Raw genomic sequence first — 25,047 nt, 5'->3', positions numbered from 1 at the left:
TTATCCGTTTTTGCACAGTATTGTAAACCTCATCCTATCCGCGACTGCAAGCTGTATTGTATGATGGTTTCAAATGACTAGAAATGGAGACACATCATGAGATCATTGTTAGCCGCATTACTCACCCTTACGCTTATCCTCACAGGATGCGGACAATTCATTATCAGTTCTGATTCAAACCCGGCTTCCACTGCTTCAGAGTATGGAATGACGATCCATTTGCCTACTGATCGTTATCCAGAGACGATGGCGCATATTGCAGCAGCCATTCGTGCAGGTGCTTCAGCGGTTTGTACGATCGATCGAGATGGCGCTAACGCTAATCGTGAAGCCTCGTTACGGGGGATTCCAACCAAAAAGGGCTATGATCGAGATGAATGGCCGATGGCCATGTGCAAAGAAGGCGGTGCTGGTGCGGATATCGCTTATGTTTCTCCTAAGGATAATCGCGGCGCTGGTTCGTGGATTGGAAATCTTTTGACTGATTTAGAGGACGGAACGCGTGTATTATTCGTTATGGATGAAGCGATGGAGCAGCCGAAGCCAACAGAAGAAACCGTTTATTATGCCAATTGTGCAGCTGCTAAAGCAGCTGGGGCCGCGCCTTTACATAAAGGAGACCCCGGATACTCCTTGAAATTGGATCGTGATAAAGATGGGATAGCATGCAGCTAACCCATCCTCGAAATGCTTCGTGCAGCTGATCATATATAATCCTTCTCACGAAGCCGATTTCTGCTTGCTTGGCTTAATCGTCAGCAAGGCTAGTATGGAGCAAAGCAATGCAAATCCCGCAAACAAATAAAATAGCAATGCTTCGTTTTTCAGCAATACTGATGCAATCAATGGACCTACGGCTACGCCTATAAAACGCGTGCTGCTATACAGCGAGGTAATGGTGCCTCGCTGTTTTTTCTCTATCCCTTCCGTTATTAAAGCGTCCAAGCTCGGCAAGGCTAATCCAATACCAGCTCCGCTTATAAACATAAAGGTAATTAGAAAAAATATCCCTTTTGTATTGATGATTCCACAAACCAGCATCATCCCCGCAAGTACAGCAGTGCCGATGACAATAAACCACTTCATTTTCGCTTTGTTTTCCCCTACAATTTTTCCAGTGATGAACGAAGCAAGGCATATGGCGCTTAAAGGAATGGCTAGCAGCAATCCTTTCCAAATGCCTTCGATTTTGTAATGGTCCTCTAAGACCGATGACAAGTAATATAGAAATCCGAACATAATGAACATTGCAAGACCACCGATGGCAAAGGTTGCATAAAGCCAGTGCCCCTTCTCAGCGAGTATCGATTTAATGGATTGAAAAAACTTTTTTAAACTGCTCTCTTCTTTTTTCTTTTGCTTTGATTTAGGCTCCTTTACGAGGAAAATAACCCCAATGATTGAAATTAATGATATGAACGGAATAACAGCAAGAGGCAAGTACCATATAACTAGGGCAAGCGCCGAACCTAATACCGGACTGAGCACTTTTCCAAATGTATTGGAGGTCTCAATCATCCCAAGCCCACTGCTAACTTCCTCCTCACTCTCGAACATGTCACCTACTAACGGAAGGACAATTGGAAAAGCACCTGCAGCCCCAATCCCTTGTATAAATCTTCCTGCCAAAATGACCGCATAAACGTGGGAATGCATCAACCAAGCAGCTAAGCCTGATATCAGTCCTCCAATCGCTGCAATGGACAAGCCTATAATAATGACTATTTTCCGTCCGTAACGATCTGACAGATACCCAGCGATTGGAATACAAATAATCGAGACTGCAGCATAAACCGTTATGATTAAGCTCGACTGCACAGATGAGATATTCAGTTTTTTCTTCATTAAGGGCAATACGGGAATCAACATTGAGTTAGCGAGCGTCATAATTAATGGAATGGATGCTAAAGCTGCTAAGTCCCACTTTTTTTTCACAGATGTACTCCTTTCTTATTTGGAATGGTTTGACGTATCAGGGTTCATTTTTAATGCCGAAGATGCAAGGTTTTTAAAGGCTCTTCTGCAGGCCCCTCCATCACATCGCCATTAATCGCAAATCTAGAGCCATGACAAGGACAATCCCATGTGCGATCCCCATTATTCCATTCCACTTCACAGCCCATATGTGTGCAGGTTGTGTCTACGAGAAATAATTTTCCATCCTCTGATTTGTAAGCTCCTGCTCTTTTTCCATGCAAAAGCACGACACTGCCTTCATCCAGTGCCAAATCCTCCGGACGCTTATGAGCCATTTCGAGCTTGCCCGCGATAAGATGCTTCGCCACATCGGCGTTATCTACAATAAGATTCGCGATCGTTCCGAGCGACATCGAGCGTGAAGGCGCATAAAGCTCCTCATATGCATTATCCTTCTTCATAATTAAATCTCTAATAAGCAAAGCGGCGGCTGTGCCATTCGTCATGCCCCATTTACGATAGCCTGTCGCAACAAAAACATTAGTGGAAGATTCCGTTATTCGGCCAATATACGGGATCTTATCACCAGTAACAAGATCCTGGGCCGACCAACGATACGCAATTTCCTTTACCCGAAAATGCTGCTCCGCGTATCTTTTCAGCTCCTCATAATAATTAATTGTACAAATCCCTTGACCTGTTTTATGGCTTTGACCTCCAATGAGAAGCAGCCTTGTGTTTTTCGACGTTTCCACATAGCGAATCGAGCGCTTCGGGTCCTCAGCGCTTATGTACATGCCGCCTTTAATGTCATCCTCGACATGAATGCCGAGTACATAGGAACGATCTGCATGCATTCTTGAGAAATAAAACCCATGCCCATCAAAGAATGGAAAATGAGTACAAGAAACGACATGCTTACATTTAATTCGGTATCCTTTGCTTGTAATCACTTCCGGCAATGGGCCTGTTTCTACATCAATAGCTGTCGTATTCTCATAAATAAATCCACCTGCTTCTACGAACTTCCGTACAAGCTCATACAAATATTGCAATGGATGAAACTGCGCTTGATCCTGCATGATGACAGCCGCTTTGACTGGGATCTGCAAAGGGATTTGATTCGTGAAAGAGCCAGGAATGCCGATCGACGAATAAGCAGACATCTCGTTCTCAAGCTTAGTTATGTATGCCTCTGAATCGGTATAAACATACGCATCCTGTACGGAATATCCGCATTCCATTTTATGCAGCTTGATCGTTTCCTTAATGAATTGAAGGGCATCATTGTTCGCTTTGTAATATAATGCTGCCTTTTCCGCTCCAGCTTTCTGCATAAGTTCATCATAAATAAGATCATGCTGCGCTGTTATCTTCGCAGTGGTATGCGCCGTTGTTCCATTAAGAAGCTGACCCGCTTCTATAAGGGCAACTTTAAACCCTTCCTGAGCTAATAAATAAGCAGCTGTTACACCCGAAATCCCGCCTCCAACGACGGCAATATCAACTTCTATATTCTCTTCAAGTATGGCGTATGAAGATTGCCGGCTCGACGTTTCTGACCAGTAAGACTCCGGAAATTTGGGTAAATCATACGTTTTCTCCATGACCATCACCTCCTAGAAATAATGCACCTTAATTTGTACCAATTGCTATTATTTCATTCTAAAAATAATGATCTGCTTAAGCCAAAAGCATAACCAATAGTCATTTGGACAGTTTATACAAGAGAATGATGAAAAAGGAGGCGTTTTACGTTGGAGAGCTCATTCGAGCATTCTTTTGTGCCGATAACGACTTCTGCTAGTGGAAATGGACTTGCTTATTTCATTCTTAGAATAATGATCTGCTTAAGCCAAAAGCATAACCAATAGTCATTTGGACAGTTTATATAAGAGAATGATGAAAAAGGAGGCGTTTTACGTTGGAGAGCTCATTCGAGCATTCTTTTGTGCCGATAACGACTTCTGCTAGTGGAAATGGACTTGCTTATCGGCCTGATGTTTATTGTTACTCAATCCAATTCGTCAATATTTGTTTTGTAGGTGATCCAAAGAAACCAGAAGCGGGCTGGGCTCTTATTGATGCAGGCATGCCAGGATCCGCCCATAAAATTATTAAAGAAGCAGAGGAACGCTTTGATTCCGCTCCTCAAGCGATTCTGCTTACTCATGGCCATTTCGATCATGTTGGTGCCATTATTGAATTAATTGAACACTGGAATGTGCCCGTGTACGCGCACAAGCTGGAGCTGCCCTATTTGAATGGAGAATCCGATTATCCGCCCGCGGACTCCTCTGTACATGGCGGTCTCTTGTCTGAGCTTTCTACCTTCTTCCCCCATAAAGGAATTCACCTCGACGACAAAGTTCATCCCTTTCCAACAGACGGCAGTTTGCCGGGAATGCCAGGCTGGAAGTATATTCATACGCCGGGGCATACACCAGGACATACTTCATTTTTCCGTCCTGAGGATGGCACTTTGATTGCAGGTGACGCATTTGCAACAGTTAAGCAGGAATCGCTATATAAGGTCATCACACAGGAGCAGGAAATTAGCGGTCCCCCTAAATACTTTACGACTAATTGGAAAGCCGCCGAGCAATCCGTTAGAAATCTCAAAGATCTGAATCCGAATTTGGCGATTACCGGTCACGGGGAACCGATGTTTGGCGCAACCTTGTCTGATAATCTCAAGCTTCTTACGAAAAAATTTAAAGAAATTGCGGTTCCGGAGCATGGACGTTTTGTGCCAGACCATAACCAGATACATTAGTCAGTTTACTTAAAAATAGGACGGAGCAGCTGCTTAATCTGCTCCGTCCTATTTCTGTTTCTACCTATAGTGCATCTTACAATCTTGTCACCTTTAATGTCACTCTAATCGATGGCTGCCTATCGTTTTTTTCTTTATGATAGGAAATAGATTATTGAACATCAGAGGAGGCAACCACTTATGAATCAATGGTTAAAAACGATAAGAACTGTCGCTGCTGTAATTATTGTTGTAATCTTCACAGGGAAAGATTCCTTTTAAAATAAAGTCCAAACCATTTTATATTCAAAGTAAAGATTAGGAGTGTATGCTGCTTGAACCCTATTTCTGAAAACAAACGAATTGAAACGCTTGATTATTTGCGAGGTTTTGCTTTAATTGGCATTCTGCTTGTCAATATTTTGCCCCTTCTTAACGTAGCGCCAGCTGAAGCGGGGACTGCTAATTGGTATATGTCTCGTATCCTAGATTTGACGGTAGAATCGCGTTTCTATGTCATATTCACCTTTTTATTCGGCGTAGGCTTTTATTTATTTCTATCTAGAGCGATCGAGAAAGGCAATAACGGCTACCCTTTATTTATTCGCCGGCTTATTTTTTTGCTAGCCATAGGATTTGTTCATCAGAAATTCCATCCTGGAGAAGCCTTGTTTCTTTACGCAATTGCCGGCTTTATCCTTCTTCCTTTCTACAAGCTTAAACCAAAAATCAATTTGATTATCGCTTTAGCGCTTATTCTTCCTGCCGCCTTTCTAGGAGGCAAACTATTGCTTATTCTACCCTTGTTTCTGCTTGGGCTTGCAGCTGGACAATATAAGGTGTTTCAACGTCTTGCAGAGTCAAAATCTGCGATCCGCAAGCTGCATTGGATCTCTTTTGCAATGGCCGCTATTGGTATCTTTATCCAGTACCGTATACTACCCGAGCAAAATGTTATGGTCATTGAAGAAGGCAGCTCTTCATCTGAAATGATAGCCATGCAAATTTACCAAGGAGCAGCCGCATTTATAGGTCTTCTTGTCGCTTTATTTTATGTCACTACTCTTGTACGGGCTGTTCAGCATCCCTTTATTCGCACGCTGCTCAAACCTTTAAGCGCCTATGGCCAAATGGCTTTAACCAACTATTTAGGGCAAACGATTATCGTGCTTATGGCGGCAGCATTTTTTAATTTAAACGGTATGCTTAGCCCTATTCAAACGACACTGCTTTGCATCGGCATTTATATTATCCAAATGATATTCAGTATGATCTGGCTCTCCTTTTTCAAAATGGGACCGATGGAATGGATCTGGAGAATAGCCACCTATTGGACGATTCCAGCCATTCGTAACGAACGCTATTGTAAACAAACCGACAAACATTTTTAATGCTGCGTTAAGGTTCGTTTTTTATACTTAGAGACATCAACCCCACTGTTGATATATAGATCTAGGACACCGGCCCGCAGCGATGCGGGTCATTTTTTTGTTTGTTTTGGGCCGTTTGATTTCATGCAGCAGCCTCTTTGTCCCTTCAATTTTTGGAACCATATCAACCATAAAAACGTTATTACCGAATATACTCTCAAGAAGTGACTGCTTGCGAAGGAGGTTTTGCCTCGGCAAAACCTAAGCTTTAGGAGGCGATTAATGATGGAAACGTTCGGCAGAGGCTGTCTTTACATTATTCTCGGTGTCTTGATCGTGATGGTGCTCGCTGTTATTGTTGGCGGTACAATTACCATTCCGTGGTACATTTTTATCCCCCTTGTCGTACTCGCTTTTTGGGCTGCATCCAAGAAAGGCAAATAAACTGCTCATTCCATAGCATGATTTCTAAACGGCACCACAAAAAGAGAAGCCAACGGATGATCCGCTGGCTTCTTACTTATTTTGTAGAGGATGGCAGAAGCTTAAATCACTTAACTAACTGCCTGCTTTCACCTGCGATAGCAAAATGACTCGCGCAGCCGGTTCCCAACTAGCGGTTAACCCAAGCTCTGCGGACAGATCTCTTATTTGTACATAACCTGTTGCTTCGGACAAAATCGAGTCGAGCTCTTTGCTGTTTACAGTAACCTTTTTCCCCGTCCAATCAATCTTCGCTCCGAGCGCTTCACCAAGCAGCCTTGCCGGTACCCAAGTTGTACCCTTGAGCAAGTAACCATCTGAAATAACCTCTCCCTTGTACAAAACGACAACAAGCTCTGCATCCTTCAGCTTCTCTGGCTTAGGCAGCGGCGTGCTTCCTAAAGCATCATATTTTTTCAACCCATACTGCGAAATAATGGCTTTTAATTTGGCTGGATAAGCTGGATCTGTCGCATAGCCGCATGCGTACAGCATGTCAGCTTGCTGTTCTGGCGTCACTGCCTTGCGAACACGCTCATAACGCGAAGTAGCCAGCAGCAAATCCAGATCCTTATAAAAATGATAGACGCTCTCATAGGCTCGGAAAGCAGCGCGCGTACTCTCGCTTCGGCCATCGACGACCTCCCATGTTCCTTTAACGACCGCTTCTCCGTGCCAATATGCATTCGTCTGTCCACTGCCCACCTTGATACCGCCTAAGTTGTACCACGGGTGAATAACACCGCCGGTTTCAAGTACATTTTGCGCTAAACGTACGGATGGAAACATCGTTGATCCTTCTCGCCTTATTCTTATAACCGTCGGAGCTAATTGTTCAATAAATTGTTGTTTCGTCAGCTGTGCCATCGTCTGCCTCCTTTCTGCTGTCCACTTTGGCTTGCCATCTATTACCCTGTCCTTATCTTTGTATGCTGTGAAAGCGCAAGTGGCAATGGACAAAGTGGTATGAAAGGTCGTCTCTACCACTATGTTTTTTTGTATTTTAAATATAAAAGGGCCGCATCCTCAGATTATTCATTCTGATGGAGCGGCCTTTTCTGTATGAATGGAATACTATAGGAGTCCATAAAAGCGGCGAGTATTGACTAGCATTATTTCCGCAATCTGCTCAGCTGGCAGCTGCTTTATTTTCGCAATACGCTTTGCTGCATCTGCAGCCATTGCAGGCCGCGTCGGCTGACCCGCATAGACTTCCTCAAACGGCCATGGCCCATCCGTCTCCACCATCAGCAGCTCAATGGGATACTCTCTTACAAGCTGCTGTATTTCTGCCTCGTAAGCGACGTCTGGCGTTATCGACACCATGTAGCCGCTTGCCACCATTCGCCGGATAACCTCAGCATCGCCCTTGAACCAATGAAAATGCGCTCTGCGAACACCATGCCGCTCCAAAATGTCGCAAGCTTTGCCGGCGTCCTCATATACTGCATGCAATACAATCGGACGATCAAGTTCGGTGGCCAGCGCAGCAAACCGATCCAGCAGTTGCAGGTATGGATTCTCATCAAAAACGATATTTCCCCCAGCTTGCTGCGCTTCTGTTCGCGTATAATACGGCAGCCCTACTTCGCCAATTGCAAACCGTTCCCCTGCTTCATGACGCAAACGAATCCAATTGAATAGCTCATCAAGCTCCTTATCGGCAGGTATGGGCTGCTCTGGGTGGAAACCATAAGCAGGATGCACACGCCCTGCGTAACGCAGGGCAATGTCACGGTTCACAATAGACGATTCCAAATGCATAGATACGGCAATCACAGCTGCTACACCTTCTGCGAACGCACGCTCTAGAAGCTCATCACGCTGCTCTGCTTCATACAAATCAATATGAATATGCGCGTCTATGCATGTGCCTTCCTGCTGAGGAGATTCCGAGTACAATTGCCCTTCGCGCGGATCATTGCTTGTTTGTATCGCCATCTATACGTTTCCTTCCTTCGCACCTGTCTTAAGCAGATCATAAATACGCTGCTTCATCGCATAAAACCGTGGGTCTGTCCATAAAGACTCATGACGCGGACGCTCGAATGGCACTTGAAATTCCTCCAGCACCACCGCCGGCGATGATGACAGCACAATAATCCGATCCGATAGAAACAAAGCCTCTTCAATACTATGGGTAACGAGCAGTACCGATCTTCGGTTCAGCTCCCAGATCGACATAAGCCACTGCTGCATTTGCTGCCGCGTTAAGGCGTCCAGTGCGCCAAACGGTTCATCCAGCAGCATGAGATTCTGCGGAGCAAGCAGTACCCGGAGGAAAGAAACCCGCTGCTGCATTCCTCCAGAGAGCACATGCGGATAAGAATCCGCATATTCCTGCAGCCCGATTCGCTCGAGCCATTCCTTTGTCCTCGCCTTCGCGAGTTTTTTATCAACGCCAGAGATCGTAAGAGACAACTCTATATTGCCGGCAACGGTTTGCCATGGAAGCAGCGACGATTGCTGCGGCATATAGGAAATATGTCCGCGTTCGCCCGTCGTTTGCTTGCCATCGATCCAAATTTCGCCTTCCGTAGGACGTTCCAAACCGCCGATAATTTGAAACAAGGTTGTTTTACCGCTGCCGGACGGCCCTACAATCGATACGAACTCCCCATCTGCTATTGAAATGGATAACCCGCCAAGCACTTCTTTGCTCATCTGTCCTTTGCCAAACTTCATTCGAATATTTTGCGTTTGAAGCGTCACTGAATGATGCTCAGCACGATTGACCACTGTCAGCTCACCTCTTTCTCAGGGCGCCAACGTATGACAAGACGCTCCGCTAACGTTACTAAACCAAATAAAGTCAAGCTCAGCGCAACGATGATGGCAACTGCCGCAAATACACGATCTGGCATAAAACCTTTGGACGAAATAAGCATAAATGAGCCAAGACCCTTGTTTGTACCAAGCCATTCGGCAACAACCGCACTTAACACACTATATGAAGCCGCAATCTTCAAGCCTGAAAATAAATGTACAATCGCATGCGGAAGCTCTAGTTTCCAAAACAGCTGCCATTTGCGAATACCGATCATTTGCAAATAGTTGCGAAGCTGTGCATCGGTATTCATAAGCCCGCTCAGCATGGCAACCGTGATGGGGAAAAAACATACCATGATGACCAGCAGCGCCTTTGGCAGCATGCCATAGCCTAGCAGCATCGTCAAAATAGGAGCGATCGCAATGATGGGAACGTTTTGCGACAGCACGAGCAGTGGATATACCGCCGATCGAACACCAGGAATTAAATGCAGCAAAGCGGCGAGCATTAAGCCCACCGCCGATCCTCCTAAAAAGCCGATAAGTGTCAGCTGCACTGTTGCTCCCGTATGCATCATTAACCTCGGCCAAATCGCGATAGCTCCCTTCACGATCGATATCGGAGAAGGAATGAGCCATTGTTGAAATAATCCAAGTGATGCAGCTGCCTGCCAACAGGCAATCAGCACGATCAGCAGCGCTGCCGGCTGCCATATTTTCGACCAAATCGATTTCTTATTGCCCATCTGGATATTTCTCCAGCAGCCTTCCCATGGAAGCGCCGTTTGCCGGATTGTAGTAAATTTTAATTTGTGAAATAACGGACGGGCAGCCCATCTCCGCCATCGCCTCGCTCATCGACTGCACGACGCTGAGCAGATGGCTCAGCTCACCCTCCATCGTCGTTTCAAGCGGTGCTACACGGTAAGGAACACCTGCCGCTTTAATAATTTCTATGGCACGATCTACGTAGGGAATAACACTCTCGCCGCCTGGTGTTGTCGGTAAAATTTGAATGCTTACTAATGCATTAGCCATCGGATTTCCTTCTCTCTTTGTTGTATGTGAGAGCGGGCTTTCCCGCCCTCCGTATGTTCGAATTGCTTATTGTGGTAAAAATTCATTCGTAAATGCCTTCTCCGCTTCAAGCTCCTTCTCCAGCAGCTTGTGCTCAAACATCCATGCCGCATAGTTTTCCCATACGCTTAGCTTCTGTTCGCCCCAGCGCGGCGCGTCATCTTGATATTTGGAGCTTAACCATTTTTGGCTGGCGCGCACAAGCTCTGCGTTCAAATCCGGCTCTGCTTTTATTAAAATTTCTGCTGCATCCTCCGCATTGCTGATCGCGTATTGGTAGCCTTTGGATACGGCAGCAGTAAACGCTTTGACTGTTTCCGGCTTATTCTTAATCAAATCTTCATTCGTCACGATTACCGGCGTATAATAATCCAGTTTGTCGCTGTAGTCTGTTAAATAAACCATATTGATCTTCTCGCCGCGCAGCTCTGCTTCCACGCCAGTCCATGCATAGTAAATCCATGCAAAGTCAATATCGCGTTTCACCGCCGTAAAGAAGTCGCTGTCGCCGATGCTCATGATGTTTACTTTGCTCACATCTGCGCCCTTCTCCTGCATAATCGATTGAATGACCGCCTCCTCAACAGGAGCGCCCCAGCCGCCATACGTTTTGCCTTCAAATTTCTCAGGTGAATCGATTCCCTTTGCAAGCGGTGAAGCAAAACCTGAGGTATTGTGCTGAATGACAGCGGCGATCGATACGAGCGGCACGCCGGCAATTCTCGCCATCGTGACAGACTCCTGATAACTTACGCCAAACTGCACATTGCCCGAAGCGACCATTTGATCGGCACCGCTTTGTCCTGGTTGAATAATTTCAACGTCCAGTCCTTGCTCCTTAAAAAAACCTTTATCTCTAGCTACATAAAGTCCGGTATGATTCGTATTTGGTGTCCAGTCGAGTACAACCTGCACCTTCTCTAGCGGCTTGTCCGCTGTTCCCTCTTGCTCTTTCGGCTGTTCGCCCTTGTTCCCAGCGCCACCGCCGCAGCCTGCCAGCGCCAATACGAACACAAGCATCGCGGCCACGATTTTCCACGACAAATACCCTGTTTTTTTCTGATTCATGATGTTGTTCCCCTCTCCATGCTTCGATTCTTATAGGCGACGACTCCTCGTAGTATCCGGTTCCATGGCTGCATCATTCTAATCGCAACAAAAAAAAGCGTCCCCCTAATCCGGAGGACGCCATATCATTGGCTGTGCAGCTGTTTATACAGCAAATGCTTGATCAATTTGATCTCGCCTGCTTGCTAAACAGAGCTTCTGTCCCTACGCTGGCATTATCCAGATCAGGTTTAACGGGTCGGAATTGTATAGAAAATCCCCTCTCAGCCGGCCTAACCAGCTCCCCGGAACATATTCGGTTTCGTCAATACCATTCATTGTATAGCAAAACCCGCATTTAATGCTAGTTTTTTTTGAAAATGATTATCATCAAGCCACGATACTCATCCTCTTACTATATACGGCAGCCAGAACGTGCAGCTCCTGCACCAGCTTTCATTGCCCTAGATCGATATGCTCATCCAGCCATTCTACCTTTGTTTCTTCAGCAGCCTTCGAATTTTCTAAGTCTGCCGTATCTTTGGTCTCTGCTGCAGGAGCAAGGCGTCCATATACGAGCAAATATGCGGCTGTCAGCTCTTTTGACATCTCTTCAGACGTTAGCCGCTCTAGCAGATGGATGTATTCTAGCTGCTCCTGCGGTTTATTATCCGCACGTGTAATCTTCACATAGGTAAAACCGGCCTGCAAATAAAGCTGGCTAACTTGTTCTGCTGAGTACTGTGATGCCGCTTGATGCTGTGCTTGTGCATTAGCAGGATCTAAATATTGCCGAATATTGTTGAAATAATAGCGATTGGCAAAGCACCCGACTAGCCAGCCGCCAGGCTTTAGAAGACGAACTAGATTTTTCATGGCTTGCGGTGTCCCGTATGCATGAGCATCTCCGATTACGATGCCGTCAAGACCTTCAGCAGGCAGCCTCCAATCCTTCGGATCATTCGAGCGGAATACAGTAATTCCCGAAGCTTCTGCTACTCTAGCCGCCAGCTCGTTACGCTCAACTCCGTACCATATTGCGGATGGGAATTGCTTTTTCATATGAAAAATCGTAGCTCCGCACCCGCAGCCTATTTCCATAATCGAGCAATTCTCGCGTCTGTACTCATGCGATTCCCGCTCAATTACGGTGCTAAAATCCATTCTAATATACGTTGCATCACCAGGGTCAAAGCCCCATTTGGACATAAAAACAATGGCATTTTTTCTGAAGTTTTGTACATATTGTTCTGGCTCTGAGCTAAAGGAGATGCTCCCGTAATGATGAATAAACGTATCGCCGCACAGCATCAGCTTATATCCCGCCAGCCGGAGCCGCAGGCTATAATCATCATCTTCAAAGTTGCCGATACCGAAGATCTCGTCGAGCGATCCCGTTTTCTCCCATGCTTCTCTCCGCAGCAAAAGGCAGTAGCCGACCAGCTTCACGCGCTCCTCCCATTTTGTTCTATCAGGGTTGGCATGCAGTGCCGAAGCAAACAGCTCCATTTCATCTATCGTCGTATAGGTGACCGGGATCGTCGTCCAGTAGGAAGCCGAATTCGTAACGGGGCTGACCGCCCCTATTCGTTCATCACTAAATAAGCAGCGCTTGAGACCGTCAAGCCAGCTTGGCGTTACGATTGTATCGTTATTTAGCAGCATCAGAAGATCGCCCGAGGCCGCGGCCAATCCTTGGTTGCAGCCCTTAGGAAAACCAGCATTGCTGCCATTGTCGATTACGATAATATCGCTCTCGCTTTTAGCCCATTTTACCGTATCATCCGTCGAACCATTATCTACAATAATCAGCTCATAGCTGCCTCTCTGCGTATGTCTCCGAATACTTTCCACACATTGCTTCGTGTATTCAAGCTTATTGTAGGTAACGAGAATAATGCTTGTCATGCAGCTATTGGCATCGCTCACGCGTATCCTCCTCAAGCAAGCATAAACGGCTCACTTACCCATAAAATATGTCAGCCTATCCGCTTGGGTGAGCACTGTGCGCAACTTTCAATCATGCAGCCTTTTTGTATTTCTTGCGTATTCCGACGAAAAGCATAAGCAGCGGCAGCACAATTTGGAACAACGGCGCAATCTTCAGCGTAACATCGAGTCCAATCCAAATATGGGAAGTATTATTGGCTTCGATAAACGACGCCCCATAAATAATGAGACCAATGGGCAGCACACAATATCGGTAGGCAATACCAGTGATCATATTAAACATGAATACCGATGCCATGTATAGCGCAGTCATTTTGACATATAGACCGATGAACAGAAGCAAGGTTACAAGCACATCAAGCCTCTCCAATATATTAGCAAGCCTAATTAACTGAACAACCTCAAGCAGCGGCAGTGCTGTAAGCGAGGACAGCTCCGGCCCTAATACGCATAGCGTAATGATATTCATTAGAATTAGAAATAAGGATACGCCAATATAGGCCTTGTAAGTGACTGGCCCAATCCCTTTCTTCTCACTCACGTGCTTCCAAAAAACGAAAAAAATAACCATTTGCCCAAATGGAAAAGATACTAAATCTGGAAAGGCCGCCTTCACGACAGGCCCAATCCCGTGTTCAAAAACGGGAAGCAAATGTGCTATTTTGGGCAACCTGGCAACAAACAGGAGCAAAATAATAAAAGCATAGCTGAGCGCTGCAATCGGAAATAGAAGCTGTACGACACGGACAAATACTTCCACTCCCTTGCTGACGGTATAAGCGGCGGCGCTCATAATCAGCAGCATAACAATCCATTTCGGCGTAAAGGTCAGCAGCGCCGTCATCGTAAGCTCCCCGACGTCCCGTACGTTGCGCATCGATTCATAAGCAAACCATAACGCGTGAAGTATGCCTACAAAGCCGCCGATCCATTTTCCGAAGTGTATAACATAAAGCTCAGCAAGCTCCGAATTCGGGGAACGCTTCTGCACCTGGACGTACATAACGATAAGCAGCAGACCAGCAATCGCAGCAAGCGTCATCGCCAGCCAAGCATCCTGCTTCGCCTGTATGCCGAGCTCGAACAAAGGGGTGCTGCCTATCAAAAAAACGATGATCAAAATCGAAAGCTGGTTTTTGCCAATCTGCTGCATAGGGTCTCCTTTCTGCTTATGTTATTGGTGGTTCTTTTCCTGCGCCTTCTTAAATCCACTTCCGCTAAGACCAGTTGAATTCAAATTCACCTTAACTTTCATCTTTACTTCGATGTTCGAAAACTGCTCCGACCAGCTGCCCGACGTTTTTAACCATTGCTTTGGATATTTATTGTGAATGATCGTTCCGAAGCCGATTACATCTGCTTTATGCTTACTGACAGCGCTCCAGCCTTTTTGCATAATTGCGGCAATCTCGTCCTCAATCCGTTTTTGTATCTTCTCTATTTCTTTCGGATTCATGAGATCACCCTCGCAATTGTACTCCATCAGCGTTCCAGTCGCCTTTACGTTCAAATCCATCAGCCAATTGCCATCTGAAGATTTAGGAGTCTGCGTTGTATCCGAATGTGTGATGCGAATAGATGAGTTTTTCGGCTCGTTCTTGTCCGCTGAGCATGCGAATGAAACCGTCGTTTTTTTTACTTGATTTGCAAGCCACATCACGCCTTGACTTTCTTCGTTGTTGATCCAGCCTACCAGCTTGTCACCTTCAATAAGGCCCAGTTCAAACAATCTGACCTTTGAAGGTGTACTGGTGTACGCAAGCTGCCCGGCATTGTCCACACTTTCTTTCGTACCGGACACAATTAATCCGGGTATGCCAGTAGCCCTTGTCGTTCCCAGCAAATCCAGCAGTACTTTATGAATGGTCATTTGACGGAAGGCTGAGCTGTTCATCTCTTCATTATTGATCATGCGCTGTATGGCTGCGCCTGGAATTTTCTCAAGCGGAATCAATTGTTCGAGCATCCGGCGCGCGCTTCCCTTTGACAAGAAAACGCTCACCGTCTCGCGGGAATCATGATTGCGCAAATAGGTGTCTAGAAGTGGTCCCAGTCCTTTGCGCGCAGCAGCCTGACCGATAATGACAATTTGATTATGTGCGAAATAGAGGCGCCGCGACGTCTCCTGGCTTGCTTTGCTGACCGCGCTTCTGAAGCTTTCCCCTTGCGTGGAAAAAACATGGACCGCCGCTGTGCTGTTGCTCGCGCTTTGACTGGAAATGGCTTCCGGTATGACCACTTGATACGACAACACCCATTTCCCATCCTTCCAATCAACGCCGGTAGCAGAAACAATCGCAATATCATTCAGCTCTATGCGATTCCAGCAGCCCGTTGCCAGCAAACAAATGAGCATCGGCAGCAGCAGCCTCCATTTTTTCATGGCAGGTTCCCCCTTTCATTACGCCTTATCGGAATGACGCTGTGCCTGCGGTTTTTTTCCGTTCGGCCGCCGCCTTGGATTACGCAGATTCAAATCTAGAGGTCGAAGCACGACCGCCCACCATGGCAGCCTGACGAACACGTCTCGCCATGGTCCTTGCTTTGTAGGACCTGGTGCCAGCGGAGACATATACGGCACTCCGAACGAGCGCAGCGATACCAAATGGATCAGCATAAACAATACAGAAATGAAAATGCCGAAAAACCCAAAAATACCGGCCATAATCATAAAGATAAAACGAATAATGCGAGATGTGGCCGCCATGTTGAATTCCGGCATTACAAAATTGGAAATCGCCGTAAAGGATACGATGATCACCATACCCGCTGACACGATGCCCGCCTGAACAGCCGACTGGCCGAGTACGAGAGCGCCCACGATAGATATGGCGGGCCCAATCGCCCGCGGCATTCGTAATCCTGCTTCTCGCAGCACCTCGAAAGTAACCTCCATCAACAGCGCCTCAACCAATCCAGGGAACGGAATCCCTTCTCGCTGCGCCGCTAGACTAATGAGCAGCGTTGTCGGAAGCATCTCCTGATGAAAGGTTGTAACTGCGATATACAAGGCAGGCAGCAGAATGGACACGATATATGAACCGTAACGGATGAGACGAACGAAGGATGCAATATCATATCGTTGATAATAATCCTCTGGCGATTGAAAAAACGAAAAAAATGTAGTCGGGGCCATTAAGACCATAGGCGAGCCGTCTATCATTACCGCTACTCTTCCCTCCAGCAGCGCTGCTGCCACGGAGTCCGGCCTCTCTGTATTTGAAAGCGTTGGAAACAGCGTGAACGTATCATCTTGAATAAACTCTTCCACGTATCCGCTCTCCAGCACACCGTCAATGTCAATGGCCGCCAGTCTGCGGTAAACCTCCTTAACGATCCCTTCATCTGCTATTCCATGCAAATACATAACAGCTACGTTCGTATGCGTTTGCTGACCGATCTTGTGCACCTGCACATGAAGGTCAGAGGAACGTATTATGCGCCTGACCAAGCTGATGTTCGTTTGAATATTTTCTACAAAAGCATGCTGCGGACCACGAATCACGGTCTGTGTCTGAGGAATCGTAACACTGCGCTGTTCGCCGCCGTTCACATCCGCCGTCAGCGCTTCCGCGCTGCCATCCGCCATAATGACACATAATCCGTCCGTCATATATTGGAGTGCATACTCCAATGTGTCCACACTCTGTACCGAGCCGATTGAAACGACGCAGCTGCGAAGCGCTTCCAGCAGCTTGCTTCCCTTCACATGAGCATGCTGCGGCAGCCTCATTGACATTAACGGCTCCATGACACTCTCATTAATGATTTGCGAGTTCACGATTCCATCCACATAAATAATGGCAATCTCACGTTCTGGAGCCGCATCGCTGCGAAACATTCGGATTACGATATCCGTGCTGTTGCCGAAGCAATCGCGAATGGTTTTGACATTCGCATGCAGCGACGGACTAAACGGCGTTAGCCTACCTGTGTTTTGTTTGTTCATAACGGCACCCTTCGTTTCCATGTTGCTTCTATTTTGGCGCATTATGGATGTAAATATGTACTGTCCTATTTGTGATTGGTTTTCGTGCTGCTCCGCGTATAGCATTCGTACGCCTAATTGGACTGCGAAGCTGTTCCCAACCAAACCTTGTCAATAATAACCACAAATAACCTCTAGTATAAGAACGTGCGTTCTGTATATAATAAGAACAAACGTTCTTGTTATGGAGGAGATGCATCATGACAATGGAAAAATGGTTCAGCCTAGTCGGTTGTGTCGTAGATGTGATTTATATGAGCAAAAAAGGCAAGTTTACGAAACGAAGGATTCGTGTCCTATCTGTAAGAGACGGTTATGTCAGAGCCTTTTGTATAGACTCCGGCGCACAGCGCGTCTTTCTTGCGGCAAATGTATTAGCAGCAGAGCTGGTGAGCCGAAATGTCTCTTAACAAAGTCATTATGCTTGCGGATTGCCAATCGTTTTATGCATCGGTGGAGAAGGCGGAACATCCCGAGTATCGCCATCTGCCGGTTGCTGTTGCGGGCGACCCCGAACGCCGCTCCGGCATCATTCTGGCTGCTTGCCCGATCGCCAAGTCATTTGGAGTAACGACTGCTGAGCGGCTGGGCGACTCGCTGGCGAAATGCCCGGATTTAATTATCATCAAACCGCGCATGCAGCTGTATATCGATGTTTCCATGATGATTACGAGCATTTATCAATCCTACACAGACCTCGTCGAACCTTATTCAATCGATGAGCAATTTCTCGATGTGACGGGCTCGCTGCATTTGTACGGCTCACCGGATGAGCTGGCTCATCATATCCAAACCCGCATCCAAGAAGAGCTAGGAGTGTACACCCGCTTCGGTATTGCGGAGAATAAAATTTTGGCTAAGACGGCCTGTGACAACTATGCGAAAAAAAACGATGCAGGCATTTACACCCTCTCCAGAGACAATCTTGAGGATACGCTCTGGACCTTGCCCGTCTCCAAGATGTTCATGGTCGGCAGCCGGATGACGAGGCACTTCCAATCGATGGGACTGGAGACGATCGGCCAATTAGCGGCAACGCCGCTTGAGAAGCTGAAGCTGATGATGCGCCGTAAATTCGGCAAAAACTCCGATATCAACGCGGAGCTGTATTGGAACATCGCAAACGGAATTGACAAAAGTCCCGTAACGCCGGGCACGCATCAGGTTGCGCCCAAGGCCATCGGGCATATGATGACGCTCCCGCGTGACTATGGGAAGCTGGAGGAGATCAAAGTTGTACTGCTTGAGCTGACCGAGCTCGTTTGCCAGCGCTGCCGAGGCAAAGGATATATGGGGCATGTCGTTTCCGTCGGATTAATGGGTGCCGATTATGATCGGCCTACGGGCTTTAGCCGTCAGATGAAGATGGACGATCCGACAAACGTCACGAATCAGGTTTATCGGGCCGCGGTAGAGCTGATGCTGCGGCATTGGGACGGTTATCCCGTAAGGAAGGTTGGCGTCAGCCTATCGCAATTTTCGCAGGATGACGAATACCAGCTTTCCCTGTTTGATCCGAACCGCGAGAAGACGATGGCGCTTGAGCGGGCGACGGACGCCTTGAAGAGGAAATATGGGGATGCCACTATTTTGAGAGCGGTGTCCATTACGGATGCGGGGCAAGCACAGCACCGCTCTGAGAAGATCGGAGGACATTACAAATGAGAAAAAAACTTGAAGGAAACGGACTTTGGGAGTCGAGCCGGATGATGCTGCCCGAGCATAAAGTCGCAATCAATGAGCAGGAGAAGACATTGCGGCTGCGTGAACGGGTGGAGCTAGATGAGCAGGAATGGGAACATGTAGCCCGCTCCGTGACAGAATCGCTGCAGCAGCGGCAGCCCATCACGCTCCGTTTATTTCATCCGCAAGAGGAACTGACCGTCAGCGGAATCGTTGACCGCGTAGATCAACTGAAAGGCCGCTTCATGGTCGATGGCGAATGGTTCTCTATTTACGATATTGAAGGCGCTGCTGCTTGGGAATAAGGAGTGCCCTGTTCCATTAGCTTCGCTCAAAGCAGCCTAAAGTAGAACTCATCCTTGAACAGGAACTGCTCAACTGGCAGAAGGGCCAACGAAGCAGTTCCTGTTTTCTTGTGATATTATTTTGTATCGCTTCTGGCTTTTTCTCTCGATCTCGTCCGACTCCGCCAACAAGTGTCGAAGTCCGGGGGCTTCACTTATTGCCACGCTGCACCGCAAGAACAGCCAGTTCGATCTTATTAAGCATGAGCCCATATTCATTCGTAATTTCAAAAGAATGCGGCATTGGCAGCTTTTGAAAATAAGGCGAAATGTCGGCAACGGACGTAAACCAATCCCCAGGCTCCGGCATTTCTATGGGCTGATCGTTCCACGCTGTACTAAGCTCTGGGCTGTAAAGCGGCTCAGCACCAGGCTTTAACCGTGCACCCAGCAGACGCTCCTTATAAATTGGCTGTGGAGGCTGCTGACGTACACGCGTAAACATATGCGGCGCGTAGTCGGCACGCGAGCCTGTATGCTTAACCGCAGCAGCGAAGGATCTAGCTCCTTCATAGACGCGCGGTACACCGAATAACATCGCATATAGACGCTTGCCGAATTCAATTCTCTCTTCTATATTTTCAAACCGCTCCAAAATAAGACCAGAGAGCCGCAGCGCAAACGCTCCTTCCCCTTTTCCCGGGCCATTGCCATAGGGGAAAATAACCCCGTTCAGCTGAAGCAGCGATTGCAGACCAAAAAATAACGTATGCAGCACCTTCTCTCGAAAAAAGGGATGCTGTACAACACGCTGCTCGATATAATGCTGCTCATTAACGATTAATGCGATCGTGAGCGGCACCGCGTCGCGATCTCGCCAGTACTGCTTCCAGACCGGCGCCATAAACGAGGTTACGCCAAAAGCAGGCAGCAGATGGAACAAGCTCCTCCCCTCGCGCCTGCTCCGTTCATACAAGAGCAGCTGTGGATAAGCATCTTGAAATATCAATGCATTCGCCTGCTCCAAAAAACGAAACACGGCCAACCGCTGTTCCGAGTTCAGCAGCCATGGAAGCCACTCGCCTTGCAAGTCAGTCATATTCCAGCCGCCATTACGGGACACCATATGCGCAAGCAGCGCCCAGTGCAGCTCCGGAGTGCGGAAATACAAAATACGATAAGCTTCCGTTCTCGTCACGTTATTCCGATTGGCAGCAGCAGTCTCAGCGCGAATTCGTTCGATTAGCGCAAGTTCCTCTTCATTCCAGCTTGTCACTGCTGAAGCATCAGCAGATTCAAAATGCTTCGACCATGCATACTTCAATTTTGCAACGGAAGAAGCTGAAAGCTGCAGCGGTGTTGCTTCCGCAATCATTGCATCCGATGCGCTCATTGCCCCCCACTTGCCTACTGCATAGTCAAACGCAGCGCTGGGGAGCGCGAGCAGCTGCCCTAGCCAGTAACCGAATGTACGGCGATAAGACCGTCCCTCATGCTTTTTGTCCATTGTCAGTGCTCCTCCTATCGCGTCGTTGACTATACAAGCTTGCTGCCTGGCTTAAACCCTATAGTATCCAGTATCAGCCACGGAGCAGTTCGTCATACTGTGTATGCAACATATGCGATTCGAGCGCACACGATGTATAATAAAAGCATTAGAAAGGAGATGACAGCCATGTGCGGAAGGTATACACTCACAGTTACGTTGGAAGAGCTGATGGTTAGGTATATGATCGAAGAAACGATGGTACCTTTTCACCGTCCGAAATATAATATAGCTCCGAGCCAGCAGGTGCTGACCATTATAAATGATGGCCAAAATAATCGGCTAGGCGAGCTGAAGTGGGGACTTGTACCGCCATGGGCGGATGATCCGAAAATTGGTTTCCAGATGCTGAATGCTCGATCAGAGACAGCAGCGAGCAAACCTGCCTTTCAGGCCCCGCTGCAGCGCAAGCGCTGCCTCATCCCTGCCGATGGTTTCTATGAATGGAAAACAACAGCACAAGGCAAGCAGCCGATGCGCTTTGTGCTTAAGAACCGCTCCTTATTCAGCATGGCCGGTCTGTACGAGACCTGGATTTCTCCTGAAGGGACCAAAATAAATAGCTGTACGATTCTAACAACTACGCCAAACGAGCTCGTTTCCGAGGTTCATGATCGCATGCCGGTCATTTTGCGGCCCGAGGCAGAGCAGCTGTGGCTGAATCGCGCAGTAACGGACGTTAAGATGATCACTCCACTCCTTAAGCCATACTCATCACATGAGCTTGAAGCTTACCCTGTCTCCCTTGCAGTCGGAAGCGTCCGAAACGACGACTCTTCTTTAATCGAGCGCATTGAAGTGGACGAGCAGCTCGAGCTATGGTAGCAGCAAACCAAGCGGAACGATGTTCCCGTTGCCAAATAAAAAAAAATCGCTGACCAAAGCGGTCAGCGAAACATCCCCCACAGTTTCAGCAAATGAAACGTGTTGTTCGGGTCAATCTTTTGCGCCATAATGAAAGCAACAATCTGATCTTCCTGTGTATCCGTAAGCTGCTCCTGCAAAATAACGGACGCCGCTTTCACAAGCCGTCTAACCTTTGGCCGATCTTGCAAATCGTATTTGGTCACATTTCCTAGCAGGTCCCTAATCCGTTCCTTCACAGCAGGGTTTTTCATTTTGTATTTAACACGCTCGACCAGCTGAGGCTTAATCCCATAGTTTTGGTAACTCACTTCGTTGACACCTCCATCAGGCAATCCAGTCACATCGTTAAACTATATGCCGAAAGGAGGTGAATATTGCCTAGTCCAGCTGTTCCCCTTGAAAAAATTGATCCTGCTCCAGCAAGCTGCGCAATCTAACGAATGACTCATTCGTCCAAAAATCATCTCGTCCTGTTAATTCAGCGGCATCATCCCTAGCAAGCTCCAGCAGCTCATAGTCAGCAACCATGTCGGCCAAACGAAACTCTGGCAATCCGCTTTGCTTCGTGCCAAAAAAATCGCCCGGACCACGAATCTCAAGATCCCGCTTAGACACTTCAAATCCGTCATCCGTGTCCGTCATGACCTTCATTCGCTCGCGTCCCGTTTCTGATTTCGGATCAGCTACTAATATACAATGTGATTGATGCTCTCCCCGCCCTACACGTCCTCGCAGCTGATGCAGCTGGGATAATCCGAATCGCTCCGAATCCATAATGATCATAAGTGTCGCATTAGGAACGTCGACACCTACCTCAACGACCGTCGTCGCCACAAGCACATGCGTTTCATTTGCGCCAAAAGCACCCATCACGCTTTCTTTCTCCGCAGCTGAAAGGCGTCCATGCAGCAGGCCTACCCGCAAATCTGGAAACGACTGCTGCGTTTGCACATACAGATCAATCGCATTTTGCACATCGAGCTTCTCCGACTCCTCGATCAGCGGGCAGATGATGTAAGCTTGACGCCCCTTATTTACTTCTTTCCTTATAAAAGCGAGCACACGCTCCATCATGCTGTGCTTAACCCAATACGTCTTAATCGGCTTGCGCCCATGCGGCCGCTCGCGAATCGTCGACACGTCCATATCGCCGAATGCGGTAATCGCCATTGTTCTCGGAATCGGCGTTGCTGTCATCGTAAGCACATCGGGGTTCATCCCTTTGCGCCGCAGCACGCTCCGCTGATTGACACCGAAACGATGCTGTTCATCCACAACGACGAGCCCAAGGCTCCGAAAAAAAACATCGTCCTGAATTAGAGCATGCGTTCCAACGACAATATCAATCATGCCCATTTGAAGCCCCGCAAGCACATCCCTGCGTTTGCGCTCTGTTACACTTCCCGTTAGAAGAGCAACCTCAATTCCGAGCTCTGCGAACATTTTTGTAAGCGAGCGCATGTGCTGATCAGCCAGTATTTCTGTTGGCACCATCAAAGCCCCTTGATGACCTGATTTCACCGCAACATACAGTGCAATAGCTGCCACAACCGTTTTGCCGGAGCCAACGTCACCTTGAAGCAGCCGATTCATGCAGGACGGCCTTCTCATATCGACACAAATTTCATTAACGACCTTCTTCTGAGCATCTGTCAGCTCAAACGGAAGGGTTGCGGCAAATTGACGAATCGTTTCACTCTCAATTCGATGTGCGATGCCATCATTCCGCTTGCGATTAAGAGCCCGATACGCTTGGAGCTTCAACTGAAACAGAAACAGCTCCTCGTATACCAATCGTTTGCGCGCCTGCAGTCCTTCCTTCGTATCATCCGGCAAATGAATGCGATGCACCGCGTCGCGTCTGGGCATCAAATGATGCTGCTCCACAAGCTCAAACGGCAAAATCTCTTCAATCATCGACCCATATTGCGTCAACGCTTGACGCACGGTCTTCCGCATCCAAGGCTGTGTGATGCTTCCGCCTACCGAATAAACCGGCTGCAGCGTTCCTGATTTAGCCGGTCCGCCGCTGCCAGGAAACTCCGAATCCGATATCGTCATTTGCAGGCGCTGTTGTTCCCACTTGCCCGTAAGCATAATCTCACGGCCAATGACAAGCTGGTCCTGCAGAAAATGCCGATTAAACCAGACTGCCGTCACGAGCCACTGCCCAACCTCAACCTTGCATGTTAATCTTGATTTGCTTTTTCCATATCGCTGCAGCATTGGAATGCCTCGGACATGTCCTAGAACCGTCACCTTCTCGCCTTCCTTTACATCGGTCAGCTCACGAATGCGATAATCCTCATAGCGAAATGGAAAATAATCAAGTATATCCGCCACTGTTCTCACGCCAAAGGCGTGAAGCTCCAATTCCTTGGGAGCACTCACGCCTTTGATTTGCCGAACAGAAATTTGATCAAGAGTCATTTTACGATCACATCCTGTACATAAACACGGCCGATGTGCCAGGTCCCGTATGCGTGCCGATAACAGCACCTACCGTCGTCCAGTTCATTTCTTGTACATTGAACTGGGCTTTCAATAGATCACACAAATCCTCAGCTGTGTCTTTACTGAAAGAGTAAGCCATAGTCATACCGACCGGCTCATCGCCATACGATTGTTTCAATAGTTCAATAATACGAGCCATCGCCTTCTTAGAGCCGCGCACTTTATCTACAGCTAGCACAACCCCATCTTTGTCCAAAGATAAGATAGGCTTTATGTTAAGAATCGAACCGATCAGCGCGGATGCTTTGCCAATTCTTCCGCCCTTTTGCAAATATTCCAACGTGTCGACTAGAAAGTATAAATTAGTACTGCGCTCAAGACGCTCAATCTCTTCGATAATCCGTTCTTTCGATTCGCCTGCTTGTGCCATTTCGGCAGCTCTCACAACACGTAGTCCGAACCCGTATGAAGCAGATTTAGAATCGATTATCGTAATATCCGCTTCTTGCTCGAGCATGGAATGAGCAATGACAGCCGATTGATACGTACCGCTGAGCGCGGCCGACAAATGAATAGAAATAATAGGTGAATCAGCGTCCTCCGCAAGCAAGCGCTCATATACTTCTGAGAACTCGTTTGGTGATGGCTGAGATGTTGTAGGAAGAACAGATGACTGCGCAAGCTTCTCGTAGAATTGTTCGGACGTAATCGTCACGGCATCTAGAAACGTCTCCTCGCCAAACAGCACCTTAAGGGGAACTACCGATATCCCCAAGCGCTTCTTGACCTCTTCCGGAATATCAGATGTGCTATCCGTTACTATTCGGACCTTTCCCATGGCCATTTCCTCCCATTGT

Annotated in this window: 24 protein-coding genes, 1 pseudogene and 1 riboswitch; of the genes and pseudogenes, 9 read left to right on the top strand and 16 right to left on the bottom strand. The window is 47.5% G+C overall.

The window, feature by feature from the left end; all coding sequences use genetic code 11:
* Nucleotides 1-96: 96 nt before the first annotated feature.
* A pseudogene (locus tag AC1DOV_RS14310) lies at nucleotides 97-519 on the top strand (NucA/NucB deoxyribonuclease domain-containing protein); the annotation flags it as partial.
* Complete coding sequence (locus tag AC1DOV_RS14305; protein ID WP_477528077.1) at nucleotides 517-675, top strand: excalibur calcium-binding domain-containing protein; 159 nt, start codon at nucleotides 517-519, stop codon at nucleotides 673-675. The pseudogene AC1DOV_RS14310 and the gene AC1DOV_RS14305, both read left to right, overlap by 3 nt.
* A gap of 45 nt (nucleotides 676-720) precedes the next feature.
* Here the strand turns inward: AC1DOV_RS14305 and AC1DOV_RS14300 are convergent, their stop codons facing one another.
* Together AC1DOV_RS14300 and AC1DOV_RS14295 are read right to left on the bottom strand one after the other, a co-directional pair.
* Complete coding sequence (locus AC1DOV_RS14300; protein WP_076268313.1) at nucleotides 721-1,935, bottom strand: MFS transporter; 1,215 nt, start codon at nucleotides 1,933-1,935, stop codon at nucleotides 721-723.
* Between the two features lie 50 nt (nucleotides 1,936-1,985).
* Entirely contained in the window at nucleotides 1,986-3,524 is a 1,539-nt protein-coding gene (locus tag AC1DOV_RS14295) for an FAD-dependent oxidoreductase (protein WP_477511450.1), read from the bottom strand.
* Nucleotides 3,525-3,841: 317 nt separating this feature from the next.
* Between AC1DOV_RS14295 and AC1DOV_RS14290 the strand changes: the two genes are divergently transcribed.
* From AC1DOV_RS14290 to AC1DOV_RS14280, 3 genes are all read left to right on the top strand, one after another.
* The gene (locus tag AC1DOV_RS14290; protein WP_477550273.1) at nucleotides 3,842-4,693 is read left to right on the top strand and encodes an MBL fold metallo-hydrolase; all 852 of its coding nucleotides are present in this window, start codon (nucleotides 3,842-3,844) and stop codon (nucleotides 4,691-4,693) included.
* A 314-nt stretch (nucleotides 4,694-5,007) separates the two neighbouring features.
* The gene (locus tag AC1DOV_RS14285) at nucleotides 5,008-6,063 is read left to right on the top strand and encodes a DUF418 domain-containing protein (protein WP_477550272.1); all 1,056 of its coding nucleotides are present in this window, start codon (nucleotides 5,008-5,010) and stop codon (nucleotides 6,061-6,063) included.
* 261 nt (nucleotides 6,064-6,324) lie between these two features.
* The gene (locus AC1DOV_RS14280) at nucleotides 6,325-6,486 is read left to right on the top strand and encodes a hypothetical protein (RefSeq protein WP_179089800.1); all 162 of its coding nucleotides are present in this window, start codon (nucleotides 6,325-6,327) and stop codon (nucleotides 6,484-6,486) included.
* A 114-nt stretch (nucleotides 6,487-6,600) separates the two neighbouring features.
* Here AC1DOV_RS14280 and AC1DOV_RS14275 read toward each other — a convergent pair whose 3' ends face one another.
* The 10 genes from AC1DOV_RS14275 to AC1DOV_RS14230 all read right to left on the bottom strand — a co-directional run bounded on the left by AC1DOV_RS14275 (nucleotide 6,601) and on the right by AC1DOV_RS14230 (nucleotide 17,317).
* Nucleotides 6,601-7,392: a glucosaminidase domain-containing protein gene (locus AC1DOV_RS14275; protein ID WP_477550271.1), complete on the bottom strand. Its 792-nt coding sequence runs from the start codon at nucleotides 7,390-7,392 to the stop codon at nucleotides 6,601-6,603.
* Between the two features lie 207 nt (nucleotides 7,393-7,599).
* A complete protein-coding gene (locus AC1DOV_RS14270; RefSeq protein ID WP_477550270.1) occupies nucleotides 7,600-8,466 on the bottom strand; it encodes a TatD family hydrolase in 867 nt (288 codons plus the stop codon).
* Entirely contained in the window at nucleotides 8,467-9,264 is a 798-nt protein-coding gene (locus AC1DOV_RS14265; RefSeq protein ID WP_477550269.1) for an ABC transporter ATP-binding protein, read from the bottom strand.
* Between the two features lie 2 nt (nucleotides 9,265-9,266).
* Nucleotides 9,267-10,040, bottom strand: a complete 774-nt coding sequence (locus AC1DOV_RS14260; RefSeq protein ID WP_441881377.1) for an ABC transporter permease — start codon at nucleotides 10,038-10,040, stop codon at nucleotides 9,267-9,269.
* Complete coding sequence (locus tag AC1DOV_RS14255) at nucleotides 10,030-10,332, bottom strand: thiamine-binding protein (RefSeq protein ID WP_054028091.1); 303 nt, start codon at nucleotides 10,330-10,332, stop codon at nucleotides 10,030-10,032. The genes AC1DOV_RS14260 and AC1DOV_RS14255 overlap by 11 nt, the downstream gene beginning before the upstream one ends.
* Nucleotides 10,333-10,398: 66 nt before the next feature.
* Nucleotides 10,399-11,439, bottom strand: a complete 1,041-nt coding sequence (locus tag AC1DOV_RS14250) for an ABC transporter substrate-binding protein (RefSeq protein ID WP_477550268.1) — start codon at nucleotides 11,437-11,439, stop codon at nucleotides 10,399-10,401.
* Nucleotides 11,440-11,623: 184 nt separating this feature from the next.
* Nucleotides 11,624-11,736, bottom strand: a riboswitch (TPP riboswitch).
* Nucleotides 11,737-11,874: 138 nt separating this feature from the next.
* A complete protein-coding gene (locus AC1DOV_RS14245) occupies nucleotides 11,875-13,347 on the bottom strand; it encodes a glycosyltransferase (protein WP_477550267.1) in 1,473 nt (490 codons plus the stop codon).
* Between the two features lie 91 nt (nucleotides 13,348-13,438).
* Nucleotides 13,439-14,521, bottom strand: coding sequence for a GerAB/ArcD/ProY family transporter (locus tag AC1DOV_RS14240; protein ID WP_441881383.1), 1,083 nt, complete (start codon nucleotides 14,519-14,521; stop codon nucleotides 13,439-13,441).
* Nucleotides 14,522-14,542: 21 nt separating this feature from the next.
* Nucleotides 14,543-15,751, bottom strand: coding sequence for a Ger(x)C family spore germination protein (locus AC1DOV_RS14235; RefSeq protein WP_477511459.1), 1,209 nt, complete (start codon nucleotides 15,749-15,751; stop codon nucleotides 14,543-14,545).
* A gap of 18 nt (nucleotides 15,752-15,769) precedes the next feature.
* A complete protein-coding gene (locus AC1DOV_RS14230) occupies nucleotides 15,770-17,317 on the bottom strand; it encodes a spore germination protein (RefSeq protein ID WP_477550266.1) in 1,548 nt (515 codons plus the stop codon).
* 239 nt (nucleotides 17,318-17,556) lie between these two features.
* On the opposite strand from AC1DOV_RS14230, the gene AC1DOV_RS14225 reads away from it, so the two are divergent.
* Genes AC1DOV_RS14225 through AC1DOV_RS14215 form a run of 3 tightly spaced genes read left to right on the top strand, consistent with a single transcriptional unit; the run spans nucleotide 17,557 to nucleotide 19,344 of the window.
* On the top strand, nucleotides 17,557-17,766 hold the full coding sequence (locus tag AC1DOV_RS14225) for a hypothetical protein (protein ID WP_076268302.1): 210 nt from the start codon (nucleotides 17,557-17,559) through the stop codon (nucleotides 17,764-17,766).
* Nucleotides 17,756-19,021 carry a DNA polymerase IV gene (locus tag AC1DOV_RS14220; RefSeq protein ID WP_441881392.1) on the top strand — a complete coding sequence of 422 codons (1,266 nt, stop codon included), beginning with the start codon at nucleotides 17,756-17,758 and terminating at the stop codon, nucleotides 19,019-19,021. Before AC1DOV_RS14225 ends, AC1DOV_RS14220 begins: the two co-directional genes overlap by 11 nt.
* Entirely contained in the window at nucleotides 19,018-19,344 is a 327-nt protein-coding gene (locus AC1DOV_RS14215) for a YolD-like family protein (RefSeq protein ID WP_339208844.1), read from the top strand. Before AC1DOV_RS14220 ends, AC1DOV_RS14215 begins: the two co-directional genes overlap by 4 nt.
* 190 nt (nucleotides 19,345-19,534) lie before the next feature.
* Here the strand turns inward: AC1DOV_RS14215 and AC1DOV_RS14210 are convergent, their stop codons facing one another.
* The gene (locus AC1DOV_RS14210; RefSeq protein ID WP_477550265.1) at nucleotides 19,535-20,830 is read right to left on the bottom strand and encodes a DUF2515 domain-containing protein; all 1,296 of its coding nucleotides are present in this window, start codon (nucleotides 20,828-20,830) and stop codon (nucleotides 19,535-19,537) included.
* A 168-nt stretch (nucleotides 20,831-20,998) separates the two neighbouring features.
* On the opposite strand from AC1DOV_RS14210, the gene AC1DOV_RS14205 reads away from it, so the two are divergent.
* Entirely contained in the window at nucleotides 20,999-21,694 is a 696-nt protein-coding gene (locus AC1DOV_RS14205; protein WP_076268280.1) for an SOS response-associated peptidase, read from the top strand.
* Nucleotides 21,695-21,756: 62 nt separating this feature from the next.
* Here the strand turns inward: AC1DOV_RS14205 and AC1DOV_RS14200 are convergent, their stop codons facing one another.
* The 3 genes from AC1DOV_RS14200 to AC1DOV_RS14190 form a co-directional block, all read right to left on the bottom strand.
* Nucleotides 21,757-22,044, bottom strand: a complete 288-nt coding sequence (locus AC1DOV_RS14200; RefSeq protein WP_076268279.1) for a stage VI sporulation protein F — start codon at nucleotides 22,042-22,044, stop codon at nucleotides 21,757-21,759.
* 70 nt (nucleotides 22,045-22,114) lie between these two features.
* Entirely contained in the window at nucleotides 22,115-24,166 is a 2,052-nt protein-coding gene (recG, locus tag AC1DOV_RS14195) for an ATP-dependent DNA helicase RecG (protein WP_076268278.1), read from the bottom strand.
* A gap of 7 nt (nucleotides 24,167-24,173) precedes the next feature.
* A complete protein-coding gene (locus AC1DOV_RS14190; protein ID WP_477550264.1) occupies nucleotides 24,174-25,028 on the bottom strand; it encodes a DegV family protein in 855 nt (284 codons plus the stop codon).
* Nucleotides 25,029-25,047 lie beyond the last annotated feature (19 nt).

It is taken from the genome of Paenibacillus sp. 01T47 (genome assembly GCF_056398245.1).
Note: the sequence above shows the minus strand (reverse complement) of the source record. Positions and strands in the feature narration are given on the sequence as shown.